The 25,845-nt window shown below is 65.1% G+C and carries 16 protein-coding genes; 7 read left to right on the top strand and 9 right to left on the bottom strand.

The window, feature by feature from the left end:
• Positions 1 to 298: 298 nt before the first annotated feature.
• The 4 genes from CHB87_RS20625 to CHB87_RS20610 all read right to left on the bottom strand — a co-directional run bounded on the left by CHB87_RS20625 (position 299) and on the right by CHB87_RS20610 (position 3,074).
• A complete protein-coding gene (locus CHB87_RS20625) occupies positions 299 to 1,297 on the bottom strand; it encodes a replication initiation protein (protein ID WP_089410345.1) in 999 nt (332 codons plus the stop codon).
• A gap of 186 nt (positions 1,298 to 1,483) precedes the next feature.
• Positions 1,484 to 1,750: a hypothetical protein gene (locus tag CHB87_RS20620; protein ID WP_089410344.1), complete on the bottom strand. Its 267-nt coding sequence runs from the start codon at positions 1,748 to 1,750 to the stop codon at positions 1,484 to 1,486.
• 144 nt (positions 1,751 to 1,894) lie between these two features.
• Positions 1,895 to 2,479, bottom strand: a complete 585-nt coding sequence (locus tag CHB87_RS20615; protein WP_089410379.1) for a ParA family protein — start codon at positions 2,477 to 2,479, stop codon at positions 1,895 to 1,897.
• Positions 2,480 to 2,798: 319 nt separating this feature from the next.
• Positions 2,799 to 3,074 carry a hypothetical protein gene (locus CHB87_RS20610; RefSeq protein ID WP_089410343.1) on the bottom strand — a complete coding sequence of 92 codons (276 nt, stop codon included), beginning with the start codon at positions 3,072 to 3,074 and terminating at the stop codon, positions 2,799 to 2,801.
• Between the two features lie 239 nt (positions 3,075 to 3,313).
• Here CHB87_RS20610 and CHB87_RS20605 point away from each other — a divergent pair, with 239 nt between their 5' ends.
• Together CHB87_RS20605 and CHB87_RS20600 are read left to right on the top strand one after the other, a co-directional pair.
• A complete protein-coding gene (locus CHB87_RS20605) occupies positions 3,314 to 11,557 on the top strand; it encodes an FG-GAP-like repeat-containing protein (protein WP_089410342.1) in 8,244 nt (2,747 codons plus the stop codon).
• A gap of 44 nt (positions 11,558 to 11,601) precedes the next feature.
• Complete coding sequence (locus CHB87_RS20600) at positions 11,602 to 12,912, top strand: NHL repeat-containing protein (protein ID WP_142988461.1); 1,311 nt, start codon at positions 11,602 to 11,604, stop codon at positions 12,910 to 12,912.
• On the opposite strand, the gene CHB87_RS20595 is transcribed toward CHB87_RS20600, so the two are convergent.
• Positions 12,909 to 13,952, bottom strand: coding sequence for an alginate lyase family protein (locus CHB87_RS20595; RefSeq protein WP_176441898.1), 1,044 nt, complete (start codon positions 13,950 to 13,952; stop codon positions 12,909 to 12,911). The two genes, CHB87_RS20600 and CHB87_RS20595, sit on opposite strands and share 4 nt — an antisense overlap.
• A 125-nt stretch (positions 13,953 to 14,077) precedes the next feature.
• Between CHB87_RS20595 and CHB87_RS20590 the strand changes: the two genes are divergently transcribed.
• Both CHB87_RS20590 and agaR read left to right on the top strand, forming a co-directional pair.
• Positions 14,078 to 15,610: a sulfatase-like hydrolase/transferase gene (locus tag CHB87_RS20590; RefSeq protein ID WP_089410339.1), complete on the top strand. Its 1,533-nt coding sequence runs from the start codon at positions 14,078 to 14,080 to the stop codon at positions 15,608 to 15,610.
• Between the two features lie 107 nt (positions 15,611 to 15,717).
• A complete protein-coding gene (gene agaR, locus CHB87_RS20585) occupies positions 15,718 to 16,557 on the top strand; it encodes a transcriptional repressor AgaR (protein ID WP_245818145.1) in 840 nt (279 codons plus the stop codon).
• On the opposite strand, the gene CHB87_RS20580 is transcribed toward agaR, so the two are convergent.
• Genes CHB87_RS20580 through CHB87_RS20570 form a run of 3 tightly spaced genes read right to left on the bottom strand, consistent with a single transcriptional unit; the run spans position 16,554 to position 20,169 of the window.
• Positions 16,554 to 17,618, bottom strand: a complete 1,065-nt coding sequence (locus tag CHB87_RS20580; protein ID WP_089410338.1) for an amidohydrolase family protein — start codon at positions 17,616 to 17,618, stop codon at positions 16,554 to 16,556. The genes agaR and CHB87_RS20580 overlap by 4 nt on opposite strands.
• A gap of 47 nt (positions 17,619 to 17,665) precedes the next feature.
• Entirely contained in the window at positions 17,666 to 18,838 is a 1,173-nt protein-coding gene (locus tag CHB87_RS20575) for a glycoside hydrolase family 88/105 protein (RefSeq protein WP_089410337.1), read from the bottom strand.
• 32 nt (positions 18,839 to 18,870) lie between these two features.
• Positions 18,871 to 20,169 (bottom strand): D-tagatose-bisphosphate aldolase, class II, non-catalytic subunit, encoded by a 1,299-nt coding sequence (locus tag CHB87_RS20570; RefSeq protein ID WP_089410336.1) that lies wholly within the window; start codon positions 20,167 to 20,169, stop codon positions 18,871 to 18,873.
• A 134-nt stretch (positions 20,170 to 20,303) separates the two neighbouring features.
• Between CHB87_RS20570 and CHB87_RS20565 the strand changes: the two genes are divergently transcribed.
• Entirely contained in the window at positions 20,304 to 21,812 is a 1,509-nt protein-coding gene (locus CHB87_RS20565; protein WP_089410335.1) for an alginate lyase family protein, read from the top strand.
• A gap of 73 nt (positions 21,813 to 21,885) precedes the next feature.
• Here the strand turns inward: CHB87_RS20565 and CHB87_RS20560 are convergent, their stop codons facing one another.
• A complete protein-coding gene (locus tag CHB87_RS20560) occupies positions 21,886 to 23,580 on the bottom strand; it encodes an MFS transporter (RefSeq protein ID WP_089410334.1) in 1,695 nt (564 codons plus the stop codon).
• Positions 23,581 to 23,737: 157 nt separating this feature from the next.
• On the opposite strand from CHB87_RS20560, the gene CHB87_RS22050 reads away from it, so the two are divergent.
• On the top strand, positions 23,738 to 24,784 hold the full coding sequence (locus CHB87_RS22050) for an SIS domain-containing protein (protein ID WP_176441897.1): 1,047 nt from the start codon (positions 23,738 to 23,740) through the stop codon (positions 24,782 to 24,784).
• An 11-nt stretch (positions 24,785 to 24,795) separates the two neighbouring features.
• Positions 24,796 to 25,728: a carbohydrate kinase family protein gene (locus CHB87_RS20550; RefSeq protein ID WP_089410377.1), complete on the top strand. Its 933-nt coding sequence runs from the start codon at positions 24,796 to 24,798 to the stop codon at positions 25,726 to 25,728.
• The last annotated feature ends 117 nt before the right edge of the window (positions 25,729 to 25,845 follow it).

Raw genomic sequence — 25,845 nt, 5'->3', positions numbered from 1 at the left:
GAAGTTCATGCCGAACCATGAAGTGGGAGTGCCTGTAACTACTTCATTTGTACGTGGAAGTTGACCCTCAGGGCGTCGATATGTGTACGTGGAAGTTCATCCACCGCAGGCTCTCGCCGTACGTGGAGGTTCACGTCTTTCGTTTCGCGGTGTACGTGGAAGTTCACTGAAGGCTCTCGTTCCACGCGTACGTGGAGGTTCACCGATTTGACGGGGCGAGCCGTGCCTGTACGTGGAGGTTCACACTGCACGCTCGAAACACGCCCGCTGGCGTACGTGGAAGTTCGCACGTGCGCGACTACAGACGCCGGATGCGGCCCTTCGACGGATCGTCCAGCAGCAGGGGCTGTGTCGCCCTGTCGACCCAGATTCCCGGTTCGATCGCCTCGATCCGGCACCCTGGCCAGAGATGGCGCAGCAGGCGGATCGCCTCGCGCGCGTGCTCCCGCATGCGCCGCCGGTTGGAGTCCTGGGGAAACTGGTCCGCCAGCGACGCCCACGGGATGACCGACTCCGTCTGCGCCGCATAGCAGCGGCAGTAGAGCCACAGCACCATATCCTGCACCTGCGAGTTCCCCTTCGTCTGGCTCCACAGGCTGCGAGGCACGACCACGTGATGGCGCCGGATGTCGTCGAAGAGGCTGCGATTGAGCGAGATGCCATAGGGCGTCGTATCGACCGCGGAGGGCGAGGCCGAGAGCTCGAGCAGGGTCTGCTGATCCGGGTTGAAGTTCCGCCGCTGGATCGACGCCGGCAGCTTGTAGCTGTCGATGATGGAAAAATTCTTGCCCGCGATCGAGGTCGTATCCTTGCGCTGGATGCTGATATTCAGGCCGCTGATGCGCAGAAATCGATCCCGCAGATCCTTATTGTTCTTGCCGGATCGCGAAAGGCCCATCTCTTTTTGATACTCCCACGCCGACTCCCAGCCGATCGAGGGCGAGTCGGACTTGATCGCGCGGTCCAGCACCCAGGCCAGCAGCTTCCGGTCGGCGCCGAACGGCAGAGGCACATTGTTGATGCCCGCGCTGAAGGTCACGAGCAGCGTCGAACCGTCGCCCAGCCTGGCCTTGCGCACGACGTCGCGCTCCGTGGTGGCGCTGTATGGCAGCGTGCAGAGAAGCATCGCCTGGGCGATCTTGATGACCTCCTCGCCGAGCTTGCCGGTGTTGCGATCGTCGACCAACTGGCCCAGGCGCAGGGCCTGTTTGTCGCGCGCCGCCCTGGTCTCGGCCGCCCGGCTCCGCGGCTTCTTCACCGGCAGCGCCGGTTCGGGTTGTGCCTTCTCTTCTTTCATTGCCGCTCCAACCTGCGCGGTGACCGGATGCCGGATCGGTCCGGCGCCCCGAACCGTTCCAGTAACTTTACTACGTCGACGACTCCGGCCATGTCGTAATAGCCGATGAAGCGATGATCCAGTTATTCGAGGATTTAGCGATTCGATTGACCGATTAACCGATCATTCAGATATCCGGAGAATCGATTAACTGCCGACATACTGCTGCAGCAGGTCGCCGATCAACTGGCTGAAGTCGCGGTCGTGGCCCTCCTGGATCAGTAGAACCTTCGCCTTGTTGTGCAGCGCCTTGGGGATGTAGACGCCGACCTGAACGTAGTCCGGCGCGGTACGCTTCCCGATCCGTCGTGTGCGTTTCGTCTCCACGGCGTGAACGACGGGAAGATTGGGCTCTGCTACGGGCGCCTGACCGCTCGCCTCGATCAGAGACCGGAACTGGTTCGTTTTACTCATCGACCTGGCTCCTCCTGGGATATAGATTGCGGATGTAGATTGCAAAAGGCAATTCAATTACCCGATTAATCAGCGGTCCGATGTATCGAATCTTCGATTTACCGCGTAAGCGCTTCTGTTGCGCTGGAATTTTCGATACATCGATTAACCGGTGGACTGGTGAACCAGTTCTTCGATCTCCGTCCCTACATCGCCGTACTCCGGCGAGTAGACGACCTGGCCCTCGATAATGCAGCGCTGAAATCCGACAAGCCGCGGAATCTGCGCCGCGAAGAGCGGAAGCCCCGCCTCGATCAGAGCCTCCCTGGCCTTCGCGCCATCCCGGTTCGGTCGGGGCGGGACGATCGTCATCAGGACCCGAAATCGGTCCGAGCCGAGTCCCCGTAACTCCTTGACCGTGGCGAGCAGGGCGTCGACCGAGAGCGGATCGGGCGTGCAGGGAAGCACCAGCAGATGGCAGCCCGTGGCGATCTCGCGAAGATCCTCGGGATCGGGCCGCGCCTTGGTGTCGATCACAATGTGCTCGTAGTTGCGGGCATGCATCGTCGCCTGAGCCTCGCTGACCACGGTGAAGGGAAGCCGTCCCTGCGAAGCCCAGCGGGTCACGCTGCGGTTCGGGTCGCCGTCGACGAGCAGCGTCTTCGCCGACTTCGCGAGATGGGCCGCGATATGCACGGCGGAGGTGCTTTTGCCGACTCCACCTTTGAAGGACGCCATGGTAATGATCATGGCGCAAGAATACTCGATCAACCGGTCCATCGGCAAACCAACCCATCGGGTATCCAATAGTCCGGTTAACCGGTCATTCGAATAATCAATTTACTGCGCAAGAAAACCACGCTCTTGCGGTGCAGTCATAAGCCCCTCACACATGCATAATCCCTGGAATCCCCGCCTGGAGGACACGGTTCGGTCGACCCAAGCACCCGGAATTCTGTTTATTTGCCGTAGCTTACACAGCTTGAGCATGAAGTTGGCATCCCCCCGTATAGCTGCGCGCTTACGCAATAATCCAGCTTGACAGCCTCGAACAGGAAGCTCACCGACCTCAACCGCGCAATAGCTCCTCGACGATCGCCTCCCACTCGGCGTGAAGGTTGCCGGTTTGCGCCGGGCGTCCGGCCCGCCGGTACCAGTAGCCTGCGTTGGCGGCATCGCCTTCCATCCGGTGCAGATAGGCATGCACCCAGGCGCCTTCGCGGCTGTCGTCGGCCTGGGCGATCTCATGCGCTGGCCCCCAATCTCCACGACCTGCGAGCCACAGGGCGCGCAGCGCGCCTCGGTAGGACTGGCCGTCGCTTGCGGCGAACTCGGTAAGCGTCATCCCACTCTCCTTCTTCCAACAGAATAGATGGCCTATGTCGAGAGCGCGCCGTGGTCTTTTTCGATTGAAACGCCCCAACGCACGAATCTTGTGGCGTAGCAATCAACGTATGGTAGTCTTTCCAGACTTCAGCAAGTCAACTTCAACTGTCTAATCAAAGGGATAGCCCCTCGTGCCGGCGCTGCCGCGCGGTTGGTGGGAACCTATTGGTCGGCCCCCGCACCTGAGAGTCTCCGTACATGGTGTTCTACTCCCGAGCTGTCTCCACCCTTGTATCCTGCCTCTCGCCTGCAACGCGTCCGCGCCGTGCGACGCGCCGGCTGGGCCTGTTTCTCTGGGCGTTCATTCTTTCGTGGGCGCCGCTTCAGGCCCAGCAGCTTCAGGTGCTGACGAAGCATGTACGGGCCGCCGTCTCCGACCACCGCGCGGCGCTGTACGGAGCCATGCCGTCCGAGCGGCGTATCCGCGCCTCCATCGTGCTGCCGCTGCGCAATCAGGATCAGCTCAAGAGCCTGCTCGGACGCCTCTACGATCCCGGCAGCCCGGACTACCGGCGCTTCCTCAGCGTGGCGCAGTTTACCGACCAGTTCGGCCCCACGACGGACGACTTCCAGACAGTCGTCGCCTTCGCGCGCGCGAACGGGCTCCATGTGGGCGATCTGCCCGCGAACCGGCTCGTCGTGCCTATCGATGGGACGGCGTCGCAGATGGGCGCGGCCTTCCACGTCCAGATGAATCTCTACCAGCATCCGACGGAGAACCGCACCTTTTACTCGCCTGATCGCGAGCCGTCGCTGGACCTGAAGGTTCCGGTCTCGCACATCGCGGGGCTCGACGACTACTCCGTGCCGAAGCACATGGCGATCCGGAGGCCAGTGGCCGCGACAACGAACGGACCGGTGACGGCGAGCGCCCAGCAGGCGGCGATTCTTGGCTCCGGCCCAGGCGGGTCGTACCTCGGCAGCGACATGCGCGCCGCATACTATGGCGGGTCCACGCTCGACGGCAACGGACAGACGATCGGCATTCTGGAGTTTGGCGGCTACTCGCTCTCCGACGTCAACGCCAGCTTCAGCAACGCGGGCCAGAGCTACCAGACGCCGATCGTGAACGTGCTGCTCGACGGCGCCACGGGTGCGACGGTGGGCGATGACGGCGAGCAGACGCTCGACATCGTGCAGGCGATCGGCATGGCGCCCGGCCTCAGCCAGGTGCGCGTCTATATCGGCTCCGGCCCCGACGACGCGAACATTCTGAACTCGATGGCGTCGGAGAATCTTGCCAAGCAACTGAGCTGCTCCTGGGGCTGGCGGCCAGCGGACCCGGCCGTCGACGATGTCTTCTTTCAGGAGATGGCCGCGCAAGGACAGAGCTTCTTCACGGCCTCGGGCGACTCCGGCGCATACGATGCCGCCATCAACCCCTACTTTTACCCGGCGGACGACGCCTACGTGACGGCCGTGGGCGGAACGCATCTGACGACCGCCAGCGCCGCAGGCGCATGGGTGTCCGAGAGCGTATGGAACTCCGACGGAGATGGCAGCGGCGGTGGCCTCAGCCAGGATGGCATCCTCATCCCAAGCTGGCAGGCCGGTCTCGCGACCTCGGCCAACGGCGGTTCGACCACGCTGCGCAACGTGCCCGACGTCGCGATGGAGGGCGACTTCGACAACTACGCCTGCCAGAACGGCGCCTGCGCCGGCGATTGGGCGGGCACCAGCTTCGCCGCGCCTCGCTGGGCGGGCTTCATGGCGCTGATCAATCAGCAGGCCGTCGAGGCGGGCAACGCGCCCACCGGCGGCCTCGGCTTCGTCAACCCGGCCATCTACCGGCTGGCCCAGGGCGCGAACGCCGCCTCCGACTTCCATGACGTCACCGTGGGCAACAACGACACCTACAACCAGCCGCTCTGGTACAGCGCGACGGCCGGCTACGATCTCACTACGGGATGGGGCAGCGCGAACGGCCAGCATCTGATCGACGATCTGGCTGGCGCGCAGATCCCCGGCTTCTGGCTGTCTCCCTCGCTGCGCACCATTGCGGTGAACCCCGGCGCCACGGCCGCGGCGAACATCTCGATCACGCCGGCGGGCGGCTTTGGCGGCAGCGTGAACCTCGCGATTACCTCGGCCCTGCCGGCTGGAGTCACCGCGTCGTTCTCGCCGAACCCGACGACGTCTGCTTCGGTCCTGACGCTGACGGCGACCGGCGGCGCGCCCACCGCCAGCCAGCCCGTCACTATCACCGGCACGTCGGACCAGCTCGCCGCGAGCGCGAGCGTCACGGTTGCGGTGCATGCGCCCAGCTTCGCGTTGTCGGCGACGCCTGCCTCGCTCGGGATCAACCAGGGCGGAACCGGCACGACGACGATTGCGGTGCAGGATCTCTACGGCTTTACCGGCTCGGTCAACCTGTCGATTGCGGGGCTGCCCACGGGCGTCACCGCGGCGTTTTCGAACGCTACCACCAGCGGCTCCAGCGTCCTGACCTTGACGGTCGCGAGCACTGCCGTGGCCGGAAGCTACAGCCTCACCGTGAGCGGCGTCTCCGGCTCGACCACTGCGTCCACGACCATCCCGTTCAGCATTCATGGGCCGAGCTTCCTGCTCGCCACCGGCGCCCCGACCGTCAACATCGGACAGGGAGGCAGCGGAACTGCTTACGTCTACGTGGGGGATCTGTATGGCTTCACGGGCAGCGTGAATCTCGCGGCTTCGGGCCTGCCCAGCGGAGTGACGGCGACGTTTTCGCCCAACCCCACCACCGGCGCGTCGTATGTCGTCTTCACCGCCACCAGCGCAGCCAACATCGGCCAGAGCACGGTGACGCTCACCGGCACATCCGGCCAGCTCAGCGCGACGACCACCCTCCTCCTCAGCGTGTTCGCACCGTCGTTTGCGCTTTATAGCAGCGGCACCGTCGGCGTCGGAATCGGCAGCTCGGCGAGCACTTACGTCACGGTGTCGGACCTCTACGGCTTCACTGGCGCGGTGAACCTCTCCATCTCCGGTCTGCCGAGCGGCGTCACGGCGTCCATCTCGCCCAACCCCACCACGGCGAACGCCAACATCCTCTTCACCGCGAGCGGCTCCGCGGCCATCGGCCAGAGCGTGGTGACGATCACCGGCACGTCGGGCGCCATCACCAGCACGGTCGCCCTCAACCTGGGCGTGTATGCGCCGACCTTCACGCTTTCGAACTCCGGCCTGGGCGGCCTCGGGCAGGGCAAATCCGTCACCAGCAACATCTACGTGAACAACCAGTACGGTTTTGCCGGGCAGGTGAACCTCTCCGTCTCGGGCCTGCCCAGCGGGGTGACGGCGTCGTTTTCGCCCAACCCGACCACCGGAACCTCCCTCCTGACCCTTACGGCGAGCAGCTCCACGCCGGTCGGCCAGAGCGTCATCACGGTCACCGGAACCTCGGGCTCCATCAGCACTTCGACCACGCTCCAGCTTGGCGTCTACGCGCCGACCTTCACGCTGTCGAGCTCCGGCGCGGTCAGCATCGGACAAGGCAAGACCGCCTCGGCCTATGTCTATGTCTACGATCAGTACGGTTTCAACGGCCTGGTGAACTTCTCCGTCTCGGGCCTGCCCAGCGGCGTGACGGCGTCGTTTTCGCCGAACCCGACCTCCAGCTCGACCACGGTCGCCTTCACCGCCAGCAGCGCCGCCAGCGTCGGCCAAAGCACGGTGACCATCACGGGCGTCTCCGGTTCCGTCAGCGTGTCGACGACCCTCAACCTCGCCATCTACCTGCCCACCTTCACGCTCGAGGCGCCGACCGCCATCAACATCGGCCAGGGCAACTCAGTCGCGTCGTCGATATCGATTTACTCCGAGTACGGCTTCAATTCGAACGTGGCGCTCTCGGTCTCGGGCCTGCCCGCCGGCTTGACCGCGCTCTGGACGCCGAACCCGACGGCCAGCTCCAGCTCGTTGATTCTCGCCGCCACCGGTACGCTCAAGACCGGCACGTACAACCTGACGATCGCCGGCGTCTCCGGCAGCCAGACCGCGACGGCGACCGTCGCCGTTACGGTGTACGCCCCGACCTTCAGTCTCTCGGCCTACTCCGTCTCGCTCGGCCAGGGTTCGACGGCGACCACGTACGTCTATCTCTCCACGCTGTACGGCTTCAACGGCCAGGTAAATCTCTCGGTCTCCGGCCTGCCCAGCGGCGTGACGGCCTCGTTCGCGACCAATCCCATCACGTACAGCAGCGCGTTGGTCCTGTCGGCTACGAGCGCCGCCGCGGTCGGCCAGTACACCCTCACCGTCACCGGAACCTCGGGCTCGCAGACCGTGACGACGCCCGTCACGCTGACTATCTATGCGCCCACATTTACCATCTCGGGCGGCGGGAGTGTCACGCTCGGCCAGGGCAGTTCGTCGGTCGCCTACTTCTACGTGTCGCCGCAGTACGGCTTTAGCGGCAACGTGACCTTCTCGGTCGCGGGCCTGCCCAGCGGTGTCACTGCGGTATTCTCGCCGAACCCGACGACGTCCAGCAGCACGTTGACCGTGACCGCCAGCGGCTCGGCGCCCTCCGGCGTCTACACCCTGACCGTCACCGGAACCTCCGGCTCGCTCAGCTCGGCCACGACGTTTACGGTGACGATCGCCGCTCCCAGCTTCACGCTCTATAACTACTCCAATGTCAGCCTGGGGCAGGGATCGTCGGGTACGGCGTACGTCTACGTGACGCCAGCGAACGGCTTCACGGGCAACGTGACGTTGTCGGTCGCGGGCCTGCCCAGCGGGGTGACCGCATCGTTCTCGCCGAATGCGACCACGTCCAGCAGCATGTTGACCCTGACGGCCGGCAGCTCCGCGGCGATCGGCCAGTACAACCTCACCGTGACGGGAACGTCGGGAAGCCTGAGCGCGACGACGACCATCCCACTGACGATCGTCGCGCCGAGCTTCACGATCTCGAGCTCCAACATCGGGATCGGCCAGGGCAGTACGGCGTACGAATACCTTTATGTGAACAGCACGAGCGGCTTTGCCGGCAGCGTGACCTTCTCGGTAGCGGGCCTGCCCAGCGGCGTCACGGGAACCTTTTCGACGAACCCCACAACCTATAGCACCAGCCTCAACCTCTCCGTTGCCGCCTCGGTTCCCGCCGGGACCAGCACCGTGACGGTCACCGGCGTCTCCGGCTCGCTGAGCGCCAGCAGCAGCTTCCAGCTCACGATCTATCCGCCGACCTTCTCGCTCTACGACTCAAATCCGACGCTCACCCTGAACCAGGGCGGCTCGGCGAGCAACTACATTTATGTGGAAGCGCAATACGGCTTCAACGGCGCCGTAACCTTCACGGCGAACGGCCTGCCCAGCGGCGTGACGGCGTCGTTCTCGCCGAACCCCTCAACCTCCAGCACGAACCTGGTCCTGACGGCGACCAGCGCGGCCGCCATCGGAAGCTCGACGATTACGATCACCGGAGTCTCCGGCACGGGCTCGGCGAGCGTTCCCATCACGCTGACGGTCGATGCGCCCAGCTTCACCCTGACCGCAACGCCCGCCACGGCGCTGCTCACCCCAGGCAGCTCGCAGAGCACTACCCTGACGGCCGTTGCGCAGAACGGCTTCACCGGCGCCGTCACCTACACGGCCAGCGGCCTGCCCGCCGGCGTGACGGCCTCGTTCACGCCCAACCCCACGACCGGGGCGAGCATCCTGACCCTGACCGCCTCGCCCACAGCCGCGCCCGCGACCGGCATGGTGAACGTGACGGGCGTCTCCGGTTCGCTGAGCGCAACGACCGCGATCGCGGTTACGGTCGGCGCGACGCCGGTCTCGACCAGCACCACGCTCGCGCTTACCCCGGCTGGCGCGACGGTGGCCTCGGGCACGCTCGTGACCGCGACCGCGTCGGTCAACGCTGGCTCCACGCCGCTTACTACCGGGCTGGTGAACCTTTGCGACACGACCGCGACCACCTGCGACGCGGCCCACCTGGTCGGCTCCGCGCAGATCGTCTCCGCCGGCACGGCAACGTTCGCGTTCATCCCCGGTCCGGGCGCCCATCGCTACAAGGCCTTCTTCGCGGGCACGCGCAGCAAGGCGGCGAGCACATCGGCGGTCGCCAACCTCGCGGTGACCGCTTCGCTCGCCTCGACTACGACGATCGCCCAGAGCGGCAGCGCGGGCAAGTACACGCTCACCGCGACCGTCACCGGACAGGGACCGCTCGCGCCTACGGGCAATGTCTCCTATCTCGACGCCACGGACGGGAACTACGCCTTCGCCAGCGCGACGCTCGGCGCGGGTACGGCGACCTTCAGCACGGCCACTCCGCAGACCACTGTCGCCGGCACACAGCCCGAGGCGGTCGCGACCGGCGACTTCAACGGCGACGGCGTCCTCGATCTCGTCAGCGTCAACACCGGCTCGAACAACCTGACCGTCCTGCTGGGCAATGGCGACGGCGCCTTCCGGTCAGCCGCCACGCTGCCCACTGGCTCCGGGCCGGACTCCATCGCGACCGGCGACTTCAACGGGGACGGCCGTCTCGACCTAGCCGTGGCGTCGAGCAACAGCAGCGGCGTCAACGTCTATCTGGGCAATGGCGACGGAACCTTCACGATCTCCAGCCTCAGCCCGCAGACCGGCTCGAACCCGGTCAACATGGCGGTGGGCGATTTCAACGGCGACGGCATCGCCGACCTCGTGGTCACCACCGGCAACTACAGCGCCCCCATCACGATTCTGCTGGGCAACGGCGACGGCAGCTTCACCCCCACGGCCTCTACCCCGGCGCTTGGAAGCAATGCACGCGGAATCGCCATCGGCGACTTCAACCGCGACGGCATTCAGGATCTGGCCATAACGAACGGCAACGGCTTGAGCATCCTGCTGGGCGTGGGCGACGGCTCCTTCGGGACGGCCGCGACCATCTCGTCCATCTATTACCCCACCGCCGTGGTGGCGGGCGATCTGAACGGCGACGGCAAGCTCGACCTCGTCGTCAGCAGCCAGTACTACACCAACGGGACCGTTCTGCTGGGCAACGGCGACGGAACATTCACGATCGGCTCCAGCCCCGCAACCGGCAGCTATGCGCTGTCCCTGGTGCTGGGCGACTTCAACGGCGATGGCAAGACCGATCTCGCCGCAGGCAACGAATACGGCTCGACCGGCGCCATCCTATTGGGCAACGGCGACGGCACCTTCGCAGCCAGCATCCCGGTCGCCACCGGCAGCAGCCCGTACGCGCTGGTCGCTGGCGACTTCAACGGCGACGGCCTCCGCGATCTCGCCTTCGCCAACAGCTCCGGCGGCAGCCTGACGATCGTGACCTCGCAGCTCACGCAGCAGGCGACCGCAGTTGCAACGAGCGTCGCGCCGCTCGGCCAGGGCCAGCATGCGGCGGCGGCCAGCTACGCGGGAGACACGGTCTACGCCGGCAGCGTCTCGCCGACGACGCTGCTCGCCGCCAGCGCCGGCGCGCCCACCGTATCGCTCCATCTTTCGTCCGCCAGCATCACCGAGGCGCAGCCCCTGACCGTCACCATCACGGTCAGCGGCGGCAGCGCAAACCCCGTCCCCACCGGCTCGGTCACCCTCACCGGAGGCGGCGCGACGACCCCGGCGGTTGCGCTCAGCGGCGGCAGCGCGGCCGTCACACTGCCCGCGGGCACGTTCCCGGTCGGCGCGGACCTGATCTACGCGAGCTACACGCCGGACGCCGCCAGCTCGTCGCTTTACACCAGCGCGTCGGGGTCGTCCGGGGTCACGGTAGGCAAGGCGACGCCCGTCCTGAGCTGGTCGACGCCCGCGCCGATTATCTCCGGCGCCGCGCTCAGCGCGCTGCAACTGAACGCAACCGCCTCCGTGCCGGGCACGTTCGTCTACACGCCCGCGCTCGGCGCCGTGCTCGGGCTGGGCAGCCAGACGCTTCAGGTCCTCTTCACTCCCACCGACACGACCAACTACACGACGGCCACGGCAAGCGTCACGCTCACGGTCAATCCGGGTTACGGCATCTGGATCGCCGACGGCAACGGCTACGTCAGCGGCCTGACGCAGTCGGGCGCAGCCATCACCACCGGCCATATCGCGGGCGGAGGCAGGGGCATCGCGGTCGACGCCCTCGGCGATGTCTGGAGCCTCAACGCCGCCGCCGGAACGATCGCCGAGTTCACCAAAGCCGGTTCGCTCATCTTCTCCGCCTTCAACGGGGGCGGCCTCAGCAGCCCCACGGCGCTGGCCTTCGACGGCAGCGGCGTGCTCTGGATCGCCAACGCCAACAACACCGTCTCGGCCTTCACCGGAGCGGGCATCCCGGTCTCGGCGACGCCCTATAGCGTCTCGATCCCGGCGCCCACCTCCATCGACGTCGACGGCTCCGGCAACCTCTGGATCACGAACGCCGGAGACAACTCCGTCACCGAGATGATCGGCGTCGCGACCCCGGTCGTCACCCCAATCGCCGCCGCGGTCAAGAGCGGCACGCTGGCTGCGAAGCCCTAACGCAAAATGCGAAGCCCGAACGCAAAAGGAGATACGCGATGCGCATGTTGAACCCTACAATCCGGATCGCCGCTACCTCGCTCATGCTGGCAGGGCTTGCGGGCTGCGGCCTCCGTTCGACCGTCGACTCCAAGGCTCCAGTCGTCGCCCAGGGCGTTACGCTGCAGGGCGCCGTGCACGGCGGGCAGCAGCCGGTCGTGGGGGCGAGCATCCTGCTCTACGCCGCCAACGCTGCCGGCGGTTATGGCAGCAGCTCCACCGCGCTCCTCACCTCGCCCGTCACCACGGACGCGACCGGCGGCTTCGCCATCACGGGCCTCTACACCTGCCCCAGCGCGAGCTCGCTCGTCTACCTGGTCAGCGTCGGGGGCAATCCCGGAGTCGGCGGCGCCAACGCCAACCTCGCCATGATGTCGGCGCTCGGGCCGTGCGGTCATCTCACCGCGTCGACCTTCATCAACATCAACGAACTCACGACGGTGGCGAGCGTCTACGCCCTCTCGCCGTTCATGAAGTCGTACAAGGCGGTCGGTACGAGCGCGGGCAATCCGCAGGGTCTTGCCAACGCCTTCGCCACGGTCAACAACCTGGTCAACATCGGCACGGGCACGCTCTCCGGGCCGACGCTTCCAGCGAACGCCGTGCTGCCCAGCGCCGAACTCAACACGCTCGCCGACATCCTCGCCGCCTGCATCAACTCCGCCGGCGGAGCGGCCGGGGACGGGTCGACCTGCGGCTCGCTCTTCCGGTTCACGACCGCCTCGACGATCCCGGCCGACACCATCGGCGCGGCGCTTAACATCGCCCGCAACCCTGGCAGCAATGTCGCGTCGCTCCTCGCGCTCAGCTCCAGCGCGGCGCCGTACCAGCCGACGCTGGCTTCGGCGACGGACTTCACCGTCTCGATCAGGTACAAGACCGGCGGCTTCAGCTCGCCTTCGGCCTCGGCGGTCGACGCGGGCGGCAATCTCTGGGTCACGAATGCGGGCGGCAACAGCGTCACCGTGCTCAACCCGGCCGGCTCGCCCGCCGCGGGTTCGCCCTTCACCGGCGGCGGCCTCGGCGCGCCGTCGGCCATCGCGGTCGACGCGGGCGGCAATGCCTGGATCGCCAGCTCCGGCAACTCAACGCTGAGCGTCTTCACGCCCGCGGGCTCAGGCACGCAGACCTCCGCCAGCGGCCTCGGGGCGCCTTCGGCCGTCGCCATCGACGCGCAGGGAATCGTCTGGGTCACGAACGCGGGCAACAGCACCGTGACCGCGGTGGCGACCTCCGGCACGAGCGTCACCTCGTCGAACTCCTACAGCGCGGGCGGCATCAACACGCCGACAGCGGTCGCAATCGATCCGTACTAGCGGCCGCCGTAAAGCGCTCGCAGCTTCAGCTCGTCGTTCTTGACGCCGTCGGCAGAGTTCAGGATCGCCGCGCCCGCTGGCTCCGGGTAGACGGTCTGCAGGATGTAGAAGTAGGCGGCGTTGCGCACGCCGTTCAGGTGTCCGTGGTTCGCGGCGTAGTAGGGGAAGGTCTCGGGCGCGGCAGTCCATGTCGCGGCGCGGTGATAGGCGAGGCGAAGCGTCTGGCCCTCGGGCGTCTGGTAGACGTCGAGGCCCAGGCTGCGAAAGATCTCGGCGGCCAGCGCGATCGGCGTCAAGGTCCAGTGTTCGTAGCTCAGGCCGTTGATGCCCTTGGTCGCGCCGCCGCACCAGTTCGTCGTGTCGCTGCGGCAGATCTCGAGCGGAAACGAGCCATCGCTGGCAACCTGCTTGTGCATCAGTTCGAGCCAGCGGTCGCGGCTGGCGTCGATGAGCGCGCGATCGTCGAGAAAGGCGCCGATCGAGGCTTCGAACAGCACGCCCCAGTTACCGTGGTTGTTCTCGAGCTTCGCGTGGATGACCGGGACGAGCTTCGCCCGGACGAAGTCCGCGAAGGGCGCGGAGTTCCAAGCCGCATCCTGTTTGAGGCTGTAGGCCGCCATGAGCGCGTAGGGCCCGTTGAAGTTGAACTCGTCCTCGCCCTGCAGCGTGCCGATGCCGGTCGTGGTCGACGCCCAGGAATCGAGCAGGTTCTCGGCCTTGACGGCGTACCTGCGGTCCTTGCCGATCTGGTAGCAGACGCTGAGATGATACGCCGCATAGGCCTCGCGCTTGATCGCCTCGGCCACGTTTGTCTTTGCGCCCTTGCTCTCGTAGTGCCCGGCGGGCGAGACATCTCCCAGCGGCTCGGGCTGGAGCTTGAGGTCCTGCTGGCATACTGCGCCGAAGCCGCCCCAGCCGGGCTGGGCCGCGACCGCGGCGATCCGCGCCGGAGCAGGGAAGATGCTTGCAGGGGCCTGTCCAACGGCTGGAAGAGTGAGTGAAAGGGCGGCGAACGCGCATGCCCGTGTGATTTTGTGCATCGTGCCTTCTTTCCTTGAGCGATCCATGAGCCTGCATCGGCGGCCTCGCCGCATCGCCGATCTTTTCATTATTTTTACTATGCTTTACGATTCTTTCACAGCGAAATATCGAGGAGCGTAACCATATGCAGACGACGCGGCGTGAGTTTCTGAGTGCGGGGGCGGTAACCTTGGCGGGCGCGGCCCTGGGGATGGGAAAGCCCGCGCGGCCGAATGTGCTTCTGATTCTTACCGACGAGCAAAGCCTGTGGACGCTGGGCCGGTATGGCGGCGCGCTGCCGGGTACGCCGCACATCGATTCGGTCGGCGAGCGGGGCGCGACCTTTCGCAACTTCTTCGTAACCAGCGCGGTGTGTACGCCTTCGCGCGGCTGCCTGATGACGGGGCGTTTTCCGCATGCGCATGGCGCGGTCCATAACGATCTGCCACTTCATGCGGACGAGTTTACCCTGGGCCACATGTTCCAGAATGCGGGCTACGAGACGGGGTATGCGGGCAAGTGGCACCTGGACGGCAAGAACGATCCGAACTGGCCGGATTGGATTCCGGCGGAGCGGTCGTTCGGGTTCCGCGATCATCGGTGGATGTTCAACCAGGGGCACTGGAAGCGTGTGGTCGAGCGGCCCGCGGGCTGGCCGGAGAACAAGGGCCGGGCGGTGGCTTCGGCGAGCTTCGACCGCGATGCGGTGGAGAGGGGCGGCAGTGTGTACGTCGCAACCGAGACGGATGGGCGTCCGGATGAAAGCTACGCCGTCTCCGCCCCCGGCGAATACTTCACCGAGTGGCTTACGGATAAGGCGATCGAGTTTGTCGAGCGTCCGCGCGCGAGCCCATTCTTTTATGTGCTTTCCTATCCCGATCCGCACTCTCCGTTTTCGGTGGAGGAGCCTTATGCGTCGATGTTCGCGAAGAGCGAGCTGAAGCTGCCGGAGACATTTCACGAAAAAAACCTGCCGCAGTGGGCGGAGAAGATGCGCCAGGAAGACCTGAAGCGCGAGGGCGTCGCGAACGCGGACGACCCGAAGCGCGAGGCCATCTTTCACGCCCGCAAGGCGGAGTATCTGGGCATGGTGAAGTGCATCGACGACAACGTGGGCCGCGTGCTGCGGACGCTGCGGGAGCGCGGGCTGGAGGACGATACGCTGGTGATCTTCACCTCGGACCATGGTCAGTACATGGGCGAGCATGGCATGTACTTCAAGAATGCGCTGTACGAGACGGCGCACCATGTGGGAACGATGATGTGCTGGCCGGGCCGCATCCGCGCGGGGATGATGGTCGAACCGTGCATCGCGAACGTGGATCTGCTGCCCACGCTGGCAGGCCTGCTGGGTCTGAAGACGGCGGGCAGGGAGCAGGGACGCGATGGCTCGGCGCTGCTGCGCGGAGAGACCGCCGGCTGGGAGGATGTGGCGTTCATCCACAAGGACAATTTCTCGCAGAGCGGTGTCTTTACGTCTGAGTGGGAGCTGGGGTTGGCGAAGGATGGCGGGTCGGTGCTGTTCGATCGGCGCAAAGACCCGCTGCAGGTGCGGAACCTGTATGGCGATGCGGCGCATGCCGGTGTGGTGAAGCGGCTGACGGCGCGGACGCTCGAACACAATCGCAAGGTGGGGTCTCCGGCTATGTCCTGGCTGGAGGGTTTGAACGCGGTTTAGCGGCTTATCTTTGGGAGCGGATGAGATGTTTCGATTGCGCGGATAAACCCGTGTCCTCTGCGCTACTATCGAACGGAAGACATAGACGGCGTGCGGGGAGATTTCGGATGGTAACGAAGCGAGCGAAGCGCAAGGGCGCGCGCGTGGTGTCTGCCGTGAGCGGTTCCGACGGCGGCCAGGGAATGCTGATCGGCGAGCGCAGGCAGCATGTGCTGAAGCTGGTGGAGAAGAACGGCCGCGTGCTGGTGTCGGAGCTGTCGAGCTCGCTCGGGATCTCGCCGATTACGATCCGCAAGGATCTCGACTACCTGGAGCTGCAGGGACAGGTTCAGCGGACGCATGGGGGCGCGCTGGCGCCGCATAAGACAACCATGCTGGACCCGTCGCTGAAGGACAAGGAAGCGCATCAGACGCGGGAGAAGCAGTTGATCGCGGCGGCCGCGGCGGCGATGGTGCAGGAGGGTCAGTGCGTGCTGCTGGACTCCGGCACGACGACGACGGCAATCGCCCGCGAGCTGCGCCGCTTCAAGCGGCTGACCATCGTGACCAACGCGCTGAACATCGCGGCCGAGCTGATCGATACGGACTTCGACGTGATTCTCGTCGGCGGCAACCTGCGCAAGAATGCGTTCTCGCTGGTGGGCCCGCTGGCCGAGGATGCGCTGCGGCAGATTCACGCGGACATTCTGTTTCTTGGCGTGGATGGCTTCGATGTGAAGTCCGGCATCATGACGCCAAGCCTGCTGGAGGCGCGCGTGAACCGCGTCATGGCCGCCGCGTCGCGCAAGGTGGTGGCGGTGTGCGATTCGACGAAGTTCGACCGGCAGAGCCTGGCGCTGATTATTCCGCCGTCCGCCGTGCAGGTGGTGATTACGGACAAGAACATCGCCGGAGCCCATGTGGAGGCGCTCCGGTCGGCGGGGATTGAGGTTGTGCTGGTCGGTTAGCGCAGCTTCGGTAGCAGCTTGAGCGCGTTTTCGCGATAAACCTTCAGCAGCACGTCGTCGGGCAGATACAGGCCATAGATGTTCCAGCGGCCCTGGCGCGAGGCGTGCGAGGGGTACTCGAAGTACTCGTCGTCGGTCTCGAGGAAGCGGAAGTACTGGCGGTACATGTCGAGCTCGGGCAACAGGTCGGTGCCGAAGAGGATTCGGTCGGCATACTTCAGGAAGAAGCGCCGCGCGCTGTAGGGTTGGCGGCCCAGCTCCGGCGTACGGGCGCTGATGTCGATCAGGAGGTTGGGCAGGGCGTCGAGCTGCTCCGCGAGGTAGGCGAGGTCTTCGCCGGACTCCGCGCAATGCGCGCCGACGAAGGTGATCTCCGGGTGCCGTGCGATGACGCGGTTGCGCTGATCGAGCAGTTGGCGCTTGGTGACGGAGGCGGTCGAAAAGCCCCAGTCGGGATGCGCGGCCAGCTCTTCGAAGCGCTCGTTGGTCGGGTCGATGGGCTCGAAGAAGGCGCTGGGGTCCGCGGTGTGGAACATCACCGGCAGGCCGAGCTTGCCGCAGGCCTCGAAGATCGGCGTGAAGCGCTCGTCGTCGATGCGCAGCAGGTTGCCCTGGGCGTCGCGATGGGTGAGGCCAAGGTCTTTCCAGAACTTGATGCCGACGGCGCCGTGCTCGACCATGCGTTCGAGACGGTCGATGGTGAGCTGTACGAAGTCCGCGCGGTCGATGCCGCTCCAGTCCATCCAGCCGATCGACGAGAAGCGCGTCGGCGCGGCGTTGTGGAAGCGATCCATGATCTCGAGCGCGGTCCGGTCGGTCTGCATGGTGATGTTGACGCAGTGCTCGACGTTGGTCTGGTCCATGATGGCGAGCACCTCGTACGGGTCGGTCGAGTCGAGGTGATTGTGGTAATCGATGACCGGGAAGCGGGCGCGCTCGATGTGATGCACCGGCGTGCGCAGGCACGAGCGGGGATGGAAGTCGCTGAGGCGCAGGTCGACCGAGGTCGTGGCGTTGACGAGGGCGACGAATTTGTCTTCGGTTGCGTTTACGGCGCTCATGCTGATCTTCCTTCGGAGGGTTTGAGAATGTGTTCGGGAGCTGACAGCTATTCGGCCTTCAGCGTGTTCGTTCGTTGTAAGAGTTCGGAGCCGGCGAGCAGGAAGGCGCCTACGCCATAGACGTAGCTCGATGTCGGTTTGAACTGGCCGGGCGCCGCGCCCACGGGCTGGATGCAGCCGAGGCGGCCGTCCCGGTAGATGTGCGCGATCATGCCTTGCCAGGCCTTCTGAACGACGGGCAGATACGTCTTTTCGTCGAGCAGGCCGTGGCGGATGCCCCAGGCGATGCCATACGCGATGAATCCCGAACCGGAGACCTCGGGCAGCGCATAGGCCGAGGGATCGAGCAGGCCGGAGCGCCAGAGGCCGTCCGGGCCCTGCAGTTTCGCGAGCGCGGCGGACATCTGCTGGAGCTGCGCGACGTAGCGCGGACGCGTGGGCCAGTCCTGCGGCAGGTATTCGAGCACGCGCGCCAGGCCGGCGAGCACCCAGCCGTTGCCGCGCGACCAGAAGAGCTTGCGACCGTTCTTCTCGCGCTGCGCAAGATAGCGCTGGTCGCGATAGAAGAGGTGTTCTTCGGTGTCGTAGAGCGCGGTGGAGGTAATGTTCCACTCGCGGTCGAGGAAGTTAAGGTAGGCGGTATTGCCCGTGGCCTTGTAGAGCCGCGTGCAGACGGGAGGGGCCATGAAGAGCGCGTCGCACCACCACCAGAGCGGCTTCTTCGGGTCGTCGGGATGCAGCATCATGGCGCCGAAACGTTGCTGAATGGGCGCGAGCATGGCGGGGTCGCGATGCTGGAGGTAGAGTTCGAGGTAGGTCTGGCCGACGGCCTGATGGTCGGCGTGGAGCGGGTCGGGGCCGGGCTGCCAATGAAGCTGGCGGCCCATGGCGAGCATGTCCTGCTCGAAGGCTGGGCTGGGCAGCGTCCGCGCCGCGGCCATGACGCCCGTGTAGAGCGCGGCGAAGGTCCAATCGTCATTAAAGGCGGCTCTTACGCGCTTCAACTGCCAATCGCCGACGCGCAGCATGGCTTTGCGGATGTCCCTGGGGTCGAGCCGCGCGGAGAGATCGGCAGCGAGCGGGCCTGCGTCGTCCGGCGAATCGCCTGCTTCGGGCAGGAACTCCTTGTCGACCGGCTTCTGCTGCTGGGCGAAGCCGGCGCAGGGCGCCAGGGTGGCGAGGCAGAGGCTTTCGAGGAACGTCCGGCGGGTCAGGGGCATAGGCGAGCCTTTTGTTTCGGTTTGCTTCTATTTTAGTAGCTTGCGGTGGCGAGCTGCTCGAGGCGGCAGATGCCGGCCTCGGCGTAAGGGACGAGCGCCTCGCGAATCTTGTGCAGAATGAGCGCCTCGGGAGCGGGACGCAGCTTGCCGGCGCGCACGGCGCGGTACTGGTCGGGCAGCGCGGCGGAGAGCAGCGTCTCGGGAATGTGGATCTGTTCGAGGTTCTGCATCAGCTTTTCGACGGCCTGCTCGACGGCGGGCTGCTTCCAGTAGTAGCGCATGCGGTCGGAGTAGCTGTAGCGGCGCAGGATACGCTGCTCGATCGGCGTGCCGTGATAGTGCTTGCGCCAGTTGCCGGGCGCGGTCAGCATCTCGTGTTCGAGCGTGGCCGAGAGGTGCGAGAGGCGGTGTGTGGGCAGCAGCTCCTGCTCGATCTTTTCAAGCGCGAAGAGCGCCTCGCGCAGGGCGAAGGTGAGCGCCGGGCCGACCTTGAGGATGGTGAAGCCGTCCTGCACAAGCTGGTGATAGGCGGCGGGACGTTGATAGTCGGTGGAGTGCGCCTCGAAGACCATGCCGGGCGCGTCCGAGAGCACGGTGCGGAGCGACTCGGTCTTGGACGGGGTGTAGTCGACGACGGAGTCGTGGTTGAACTCGACCCCGGGCTGCACGACAAGCGCGATCACGCGAGGCCAGACGCGTTCGAGGCCCGCGGCGGCGAAGACCTCGCGGTGGATGCCGAGGGTGTGGCGCGCGGCGGAGGTGTGGGTGACTTCGAGCTCCGAGAGCGACTCGGTGGCGCCGCCGGGAACGGGAACTTCGGTGCCGATGACATAGAAGCGCGGGGCGCCGTTCGCGGCTGCTTCGGCGGCGCGGCAGAGGCGCGCGGCGCGCTCGGCGATCGTACGGTCGGGCAGGATCGCGGGGTCGCCCAGACAGGGCATGGAGGCGTCGAGGTGGATCTTGACGAAGCCCGCGCGGGAGTACTCGGCGACCATCATCTCGGCGTGCTGCATGGCTTCGGCTTCGGGGAGATGCTGCCACGGATTGGGGCCAAGGTGGTCGCCGCCGAGGATGAGGTTGTCGGGCGCGAAGCCGAGCCGGACAGCCAGCTCGACGACGAAGTTGCGGAAGTCCGCGGGGCGCATGCCGGTGTATCCGCCGAACTGATTCACCTGGTTGCTGGTGGCTTCGACGAGCAGGGGGGAGTGGTCGTCAAGCGCCTGCAGAATGGCAGCCTGCAGGACCAGCGGATGAGCGGAGCAGACGGAGTAGAGGCCGAAGGGCGCGCCGGCGGCATAGGCGGCTCCCATGGTTTCGAGGAATTCTGACATGTCGCACCCATTTCTATTGCTATTGGATCTAATCCATACTAAAACACAACAAGAATAATAAAACAATATGAACATTGTGTTGTTTTTCATTCCGCTTCGCCCAATACCGAACAAAATTTCAGGAGGATCTACCAATGCGTTTCAGCAGAATGGTTTTCAGCGTCGTCTGTATGCTGCTCCTTTGTGGTGGGCAGTGGGGACCGAATACAGTGCAGGCACAGAGCTTTACGGTGCAGAACCGGCCATCGAAGGGATCGGTGACGCCGGGACAAAGTATGGTGATTACGCCGATCGTGCAGGGCTCGGGCGGTTATACGGGCACGACGGCGTTGACGGTGAGTGGGCTGCCGACCGGCGCGACGGCGACGTTTGCGCCGGCGTCGGTCTCAGGCGCATGGGCGGTCAGCGTGCTGACGATTGCGACGGCAAGCAGTACGCCGGCGGGCACGTATACGATCACCGTCACTGGCACGGGCGGCGGATTGACCGAGACAAGCGCGTTCGCGCTGACGGTCGGCTCGAGCTTCACGTTTACGCATCCGGGCATTCTGATCGATGCGGCGCAACTGGCGACCATGACGTCGAATGTGGGCTCGTCGCCGTGGAAGACGGCGCTGGCGAATGCGAAGGCAAGCAGCTTCGGATCGCTGACCTATACGGCTACGCCATCGGCTTCGGTCGATACGGATACGTCGCAGGGAACGTACCTGATGGACGATGCGGAGGCCGCGTATACGCAGGCGCTGCTCTGGTGCATCACGAAGAACACGACCTATGCGACGAACGCGATTGCGATCATGAACGCATGGTCTTCGACGTTGACGGGCGGCTTCAACGGCTCGAACGAGTACAACACGCCGGCCTGGGCGGCGGGGGTATGGGCACAGGCGGCGGAGATCATTCGCTACACCTATGTGAACGGCAGCGGGGTGAGTTACTGGGCCTCGTCGGATATTACACAGTTCCAGACCTTTCTTACCGGGCAGTTTGTGCCGATGCTGACGAACGACCGCGGGCAGGGCAACTATGGCGGCAATCTGCACGCGGCGACGGCTGCGGCGATGATCCATATCGGCGTGTTCATCGGCGATCCGGGAACGTTCTTCCGCGGGCTTTGGATGTGGCGCTATGCGTTGCCGGCGTATGTGTATGAGCCGGGCGACGGGAGCTATCCGGCGCCGCCGATCGACTGGACGGCGTCCTATACGACCTCGGCCCACATGGTCACGTACTGGTATAACCAGGCGACGTATCCGGAGGGCGTGAGCGAGGAGACGTGCCGCGACCTGGGTCATACGCGCTGGGGCTTCGGCGCGCTGGCCAATGGCGCGGAGACCGCGTATTTACAGGGCGTCGACCTGTATGGGGAGAGCTCGCTGGGCACAAGCAACGCAGTGCGGATGCAGGACGGTCTCGAGTTCAATGCCGACTACCTGAACGGCGCTACGCCGCCGAGCACGTTGTGCGGCGGGACGCTGACGATGGGCAGCTCGGTGGGTACAGGCGAGATCGCTTACAACGCGCTGGTGAATCGCAGAAGCATGAGTCTGCCGGAGATGAGCGCCTATCTAACGAGCGTGCGGCCTACCGGGGCGAACTACTTTATGAACTGGGAGACGCTGACGCACTACATGAATCCGTAAGTGGTGGGGTGAGCGCCGGTACGTGGCGCTCACCCTGCAACATGAGCAACAAAATAGCCTCCACCTTCGCGAGTTAGAAAGCCTGCTCGATCTCTTCGAGGGTCTTGCCTTTGGTCTCGGGCAGGAAGAAGGCTGCGGTGATGAAGTAGACGACGGTGCAAGTGGCCCAGATGGCGAACATGGTCGCGTAGCCGTGGTCGGTGACCGTGGGCAAGAATGCGCCGGCGATGAGAGTGGAGACGCCCTGGTTGATGAGCAGCGCAATGCCCATGCCGTTGGAGCGAATGCGTGTCGGCATCAGCTCCGACAGGATGAGCCAGACGACGACGCCGGGGCCGATGGAGAAGCTGGCGATGAAGAGTGCAAGGCAGAGGGTGATGGCCCAGCCTTCGCGCTGCGTGGGCTGCGGAGCGAGATAGGCGTGGCGGATGAGCAGGCGCTGGCCAGCGGTCTCGGGCGCGAGGTTCAAGGTCTCGGCGTCGCTGGTTGCGAGGGTTGCGATCTTCTCGCCGTCGCCGAAGCTGTAGACGACGGTGAGGCTGAGGGGCGCGGTCTCGCCGGGGTTCAGGGCGCGCAGTGCGCCTGCGTTCAGCGAGAGCCGGTCGTCCGACACGCGGGCCTGCAACTCTGCGGGGATGTCGTGGCGCCGGACCTCTTCGCGATGGAAGAAGAAGGCCGTGAGCGAGAGCGCGAGGAAGACGCCGGCGGAGCCGAGTGTGAGGAGGAACTTGCGCCCCTTGCGGTCGATGAGGCTGACGGCGACGAGGCTGACGATGCAGTTGAGCAGCTTGACGGCGAGGTCGCCCTGGGCCGCGCGGGTCGCGGTCATGCCTGCCTGCTTGAGGATCAGCGATAGGTAACCGAGGATGGAGTTGATGCCCGTGGCCTGGTTGCAGGCGAGGACGACGCAGGCGAGCACGAAGGGCAGGATGTACTTGCGCTGGAGCAGCGGGCCGGCTGCGGCTGTGTCCTCGGGGCCTTCGGCGGCGAAGCGCTGCATGTTGGCGAACTCGCGATGGGCCTCGTCGGCCGTGGAGGTGCGGAGGAGAGATGCGAGCGCTTCCGCGGAGCGGCCCTTGCGGAAGAGCCAGCGAGGGGTCTCGCTGAGGGCGAAGGTTCCGGCGGAGAAGAGCAGGCCGGGATAGATGACGGAGAGGAACATGCCGCGCCAGGCGTGGTTCTGCGCGCACTCGATGAGCATGGCGTTACCGTGCGCGGCGGCGATGGCGAGCTCCGCGTCGCGGATGAAATACCAGCCGATGACGGCCGCCATGACGATGCCGAAGGTCAGCATGAACTGGAACGTCGCCGAGCCTTGTCCGCGGGAGTGCGCGGGCAGCGTCTCGGCGAGATAGAGCGGCACGACGACGGCGATCACGCCTCCGCTGATGCCCTGCATCAGGCGGCCGAGGAAGAGAGAAAGAAAACCGTGCGAAAGCACGATCAGCAGTACACTGCAGACGAAGAGCAGGCCGCTGGCGATCATCATCTTCCTGCGCCCGGCGAGATCGGCCAGGAAGCCCGCGATGAGCGACGAGACCATCGAGCCGCCCAGCACGGCCGCCACGATGGCGGAGGTTTGCGCGACCGTCAGATCGACGGTCTTGCCGAGATAGAGCAGAGCCGCGGAGATGATGCCGATGTCGATGCCGTAAAGCAGGCCGCCCAGCCCAGCAATGACGAGCAGGAAGCGGCGATGGAAGAGGGCCGGTGCGGAATGCTGTCTTGTGGCATGGCCGACGCGTAAGGGGGCGGGAACGAGAGGCATGGAGTCGGGTTCCGATCTTGGAGTGTTTTCCGATGTCGTATGTTTCGTTTTGTTATGTTATATTACGTTGTATCGAAACAGGCGAATCCGCGCGGCTATCTTTTCAGACGCCGTTCGCACCTATCCTGAACCGGCAGACGAGCGAAGAGGGGAACACATGACAGCCGAAGTGAAGACAGTCGTCGAGATTTTGAATCAGCCCGAGGTATGGCAGCAGTGCCTGAAGGACGTCAAGGGCATGGACTTCAGCGCCATGCTGGCGAAGTACGATCCGCGCAGCATTCCGTGGCTGTTTGTGGGCTGCGGCACGAGCTTCTATCTGGCCCAGGGCGCGGCTGCCAGCTTTACGGAGCTGCTGGCGTCGCCGGCTGGCGCTGTGCCTGCGTCGGAGATTCTGCTGAACCCGAAGCTCGTGTTTCCGCGCGGCGCGCAGGCGTTCTTCCCGGTGTTGATCTCGCGCTCGGGACACACCTCCGAGGTGCTGCAGGTCGCGGACTATCTGACCGCGCAGGGCGTCGAGTTTCTGGCCGTCACGTGCGATGGCCGCGAGCTGGCAGAGGCGACCGAATATCTGCTGAAGCTGAATGTCGTGGAAGAGAGCACGGTGATGACCTCTTCGTTCACCACGATGCTGCTGTCGCTGCAGTACATCGCGGCGAGCGTCGCGGGAAACGAGAGCTTTTTGGCGGCGCTGACCGAGCTGCCGCGGCACCTGCGCCGCCTGCTGAAGATCTATGCCGACGATGTCGAGGCCTTCGCGAAGAATGACTTCGAGGACATTGCGATCCTCGGTCAGGGCGCGCTGTATCCGATCGCCGAGGAGACGGCGCTGAAGGTGATGGAGTCTTCGTCGACCTATGCGCAGTTCTTCCATACGCTGGAGTTCCGCCATGGGCCGAAGTCGGTGGTGGGTCCGGCGACGCTGGTCGGCGGGTTGCTGTCGGAGTCGAACCTCAAGAGCGAGCTGCAGGTGCTGCTGGAGATGAAGCAGCTCGGCGCGAAGATCTACGCCGTGGTGAACGAAGCGCCCGATGTGCTGCGTGTGGCTGCGGATCTGCTGATCGAGCTGGAGATTCCGGGGCCGGAGCTGGCTCGGCTGGCCGCGTATGTGGTGTGGGGTCAGTTGCTTGGCAGCTATCGCGGGCTGGAGAAGGGTCTGGACCCGGACAATCCACGCAACCTCAGCCGTGTGGTGACGATCTAGGACGGATGCCGATGAGCCGTTTCGATGTGACGATCGCGGGCGAGATCAACATGGATCTCATCCTGTACGGGCTGCCGCAGGAGATGGCGGTGGAGCGGGAGTTGCTGGCGCAGCGGTTTGCCATGACGCTGGGCAGCTCCTCCGCCATCCTGGCGCATAACCTTGCGGCGCTGGGGTTGAAGGTGGGCTTCATCACCAAGGTGGGGAAGGATCCACTGGGCGCCACCGCGATGGAGTGGCTGCGCGATGCTCAGGTGGACCTCTCGCGCGTGATGATCGCGGGAGGCGAGGCGCAGACCGGCGTGACACTGCTGCTGCCGCATGGCTCGACGCGGCATATTCTCACCTACCCGGGGCTGATGGCGGAGATGACGGCGGCGGAGCTCGATGTCGATTACCTGGCTTCGAGCCGGCACTTTCATGTGTCTTCGATCTTTCTGCAGACCGGTCTGCGGGCGGAGCTTCCGGCGCTTTGCCGCACGTTGAAGGGCAGGGGCTTGACGATCTCGCTCGATACGAACGACGATCCGGACGATCTGTGGGGAGAGCCGCTGGAGGAGCTGCTGGGTATCGTCGATGTGTTTTTGCCCAATGAGGACGAGGCGAAGCGGATCACCGGGGCTATCGATGCGGAGGCTGCGATCTCGCTGCTGGCGCTGCGCGTGCCGGTGGTGGCGGTGAAGTGCGGCGCGCGCGGATCGCTGGTGCAGGCGGGCGGCCACCGCTGGAAGGCCGATCCGCGAATTGTAACCCCGATGGATACGATTGGCGCGGGCGACAGCTATAACGCAGGCTTTTTGAAGGGCTATCTCGCAGGATTGCCGCTACAACGTTGCGCGGAGATGGGCAATGCAACGGCTGCGCTCTCGGTCTTGCGACAGGGTGGCACAGAGGCGTTTCGCGATGCGGCGTTGATGCGGGAGTTCCTGGGGGAGATGGCTTAGGTTGGTGGCGATACAGCTCTAAGGGTGCTCTGATTAAGTCCGCAACCCATATCCCAGGGGCTAAAGCCCCACTGACTCTGCGGGGCTTATTGTCCGGGCTAAAGCCCGGACCTATCT

Source organism: Granulicella rosea (assembly GCF_900188085.1).
Classification (GTDB): Bacteria; Acidobacteriota; Terriglobia; order Terriglobales; family Acidobacteriaceae; genus Edaphobacter; species Edaphobacter rosea.
This window is presented reverse-complemented; position numbering and strand designations above follow the sequence as displayed.

Coding starts and splice junctions, on each gene's coding strand:
- CHB87_RS20625 (WP_089410345.1), bottom strand. CDS start 1,297: ATGAAAGAAGAGAAGGCACAACCCGAACCGGCGCTGCCGGTGAAGAAG.
- CHB87_RS20620 (WP_089410344.1), bottom strand. CDS start 1,750: ATGAGTAAAACGAACCAGTTCCGGTCTCTGATCGAGGCGAGCGGTCAG.
- CHB87_RS20615 (WP_089410379.1), bottom strand. CDS start 2,479: ATGATCATTACCATGGCGTCCTTCAAAGGTGGAGTCGGCAAAAGCACC.
- CHB87_RS20610 (WP_089410343.1), bottom strand. CDS start 3,074: ATGACGCTTACCGAGTTCGCCGCAAGCGACGGCCAGTCCTACCGAGGC.
- CHB87_RS20605 (WP_089410342.1), top strand. CDS start 3,314: ATGGTGTTCTACTCCCGAGCTGTCTCCACCCTTGTATCCTGCCTCTCG.
- CHB87_RS20600 (WP_142988461.1), top strand. CDS start 11,602: ATGTTGAACCCTACAATCCGGATCGCCGCTACCTCGCTCATGCTGGCA.
- CHB87_RS20595 (WP_176441898.1), bottom strand. CDS start 13,952: ATGCACAAAATCACACGGGCATGCGCGTTCGCCGCCCTTTCACTCACT.
- CHB87_RS20590 (WP_089410339.1), top strand. CDS start 14,078: ATGCAGACGACGCGGCGTGAGTTTCTGAGTGCGGGGGCGGTAACCTTG.
- agaR (WP_245818145.1), top strand. CDS start 15,718: ATGGTAACGAAGCGAGCGAAGCGCAAGGGCGCGCGCGTGGTGTCTGCC.
- CHB87_RS20580 (WP_089410338.1), bottom strand. CDS start 17,618: ATGAGCGCCGTAAACGCAACCGAAGACAAATTCGTCGCCCTCGTCAAC.
- CHB87_RS20575 (WP_089410337.1), bottom strand. CDS start 18,838: ATGCCCCTGACCCGCCGGACGTTCCTCGAAAGCCTCTGCCTCGCCACC.
- CHB87_RS20570 (WP_089410336.1), bottom strand. CDS start 20,169: ATGTCAGAATTCCTCGAAACCATGGGAGCCGCCTATGCCGCCGGCGCG.
- CHB87_RS20565 (WP_089410335.1), top strand. CDS start 20,304: ATGCGTTTCAGCAGAATGGTTTTCAGCGTCGTCTGTATGCTGCTCCTT.
- CHB87_RS20560 (WP_089410334.1), bottom strand. CDS start 23,580: ATGCCTCTCGTTCCCGCCCCCTTACGCGTCGGCCATGCCACAAGACAG.
- CHB87_RS22050 (WP_176441897.1), top strand. CDS start 23,738: ATGACAGCCGAAGTGAAGACAGTCGTCGAGATTTTGAATCAGCCCGAG.
- CHB87_RS20550 (WP_089410377.1), top strand. CDS start 24,796: ATGAGCCGTTTCGATGTGACGATCGCGGGCGAGATCAACATGGATCTC.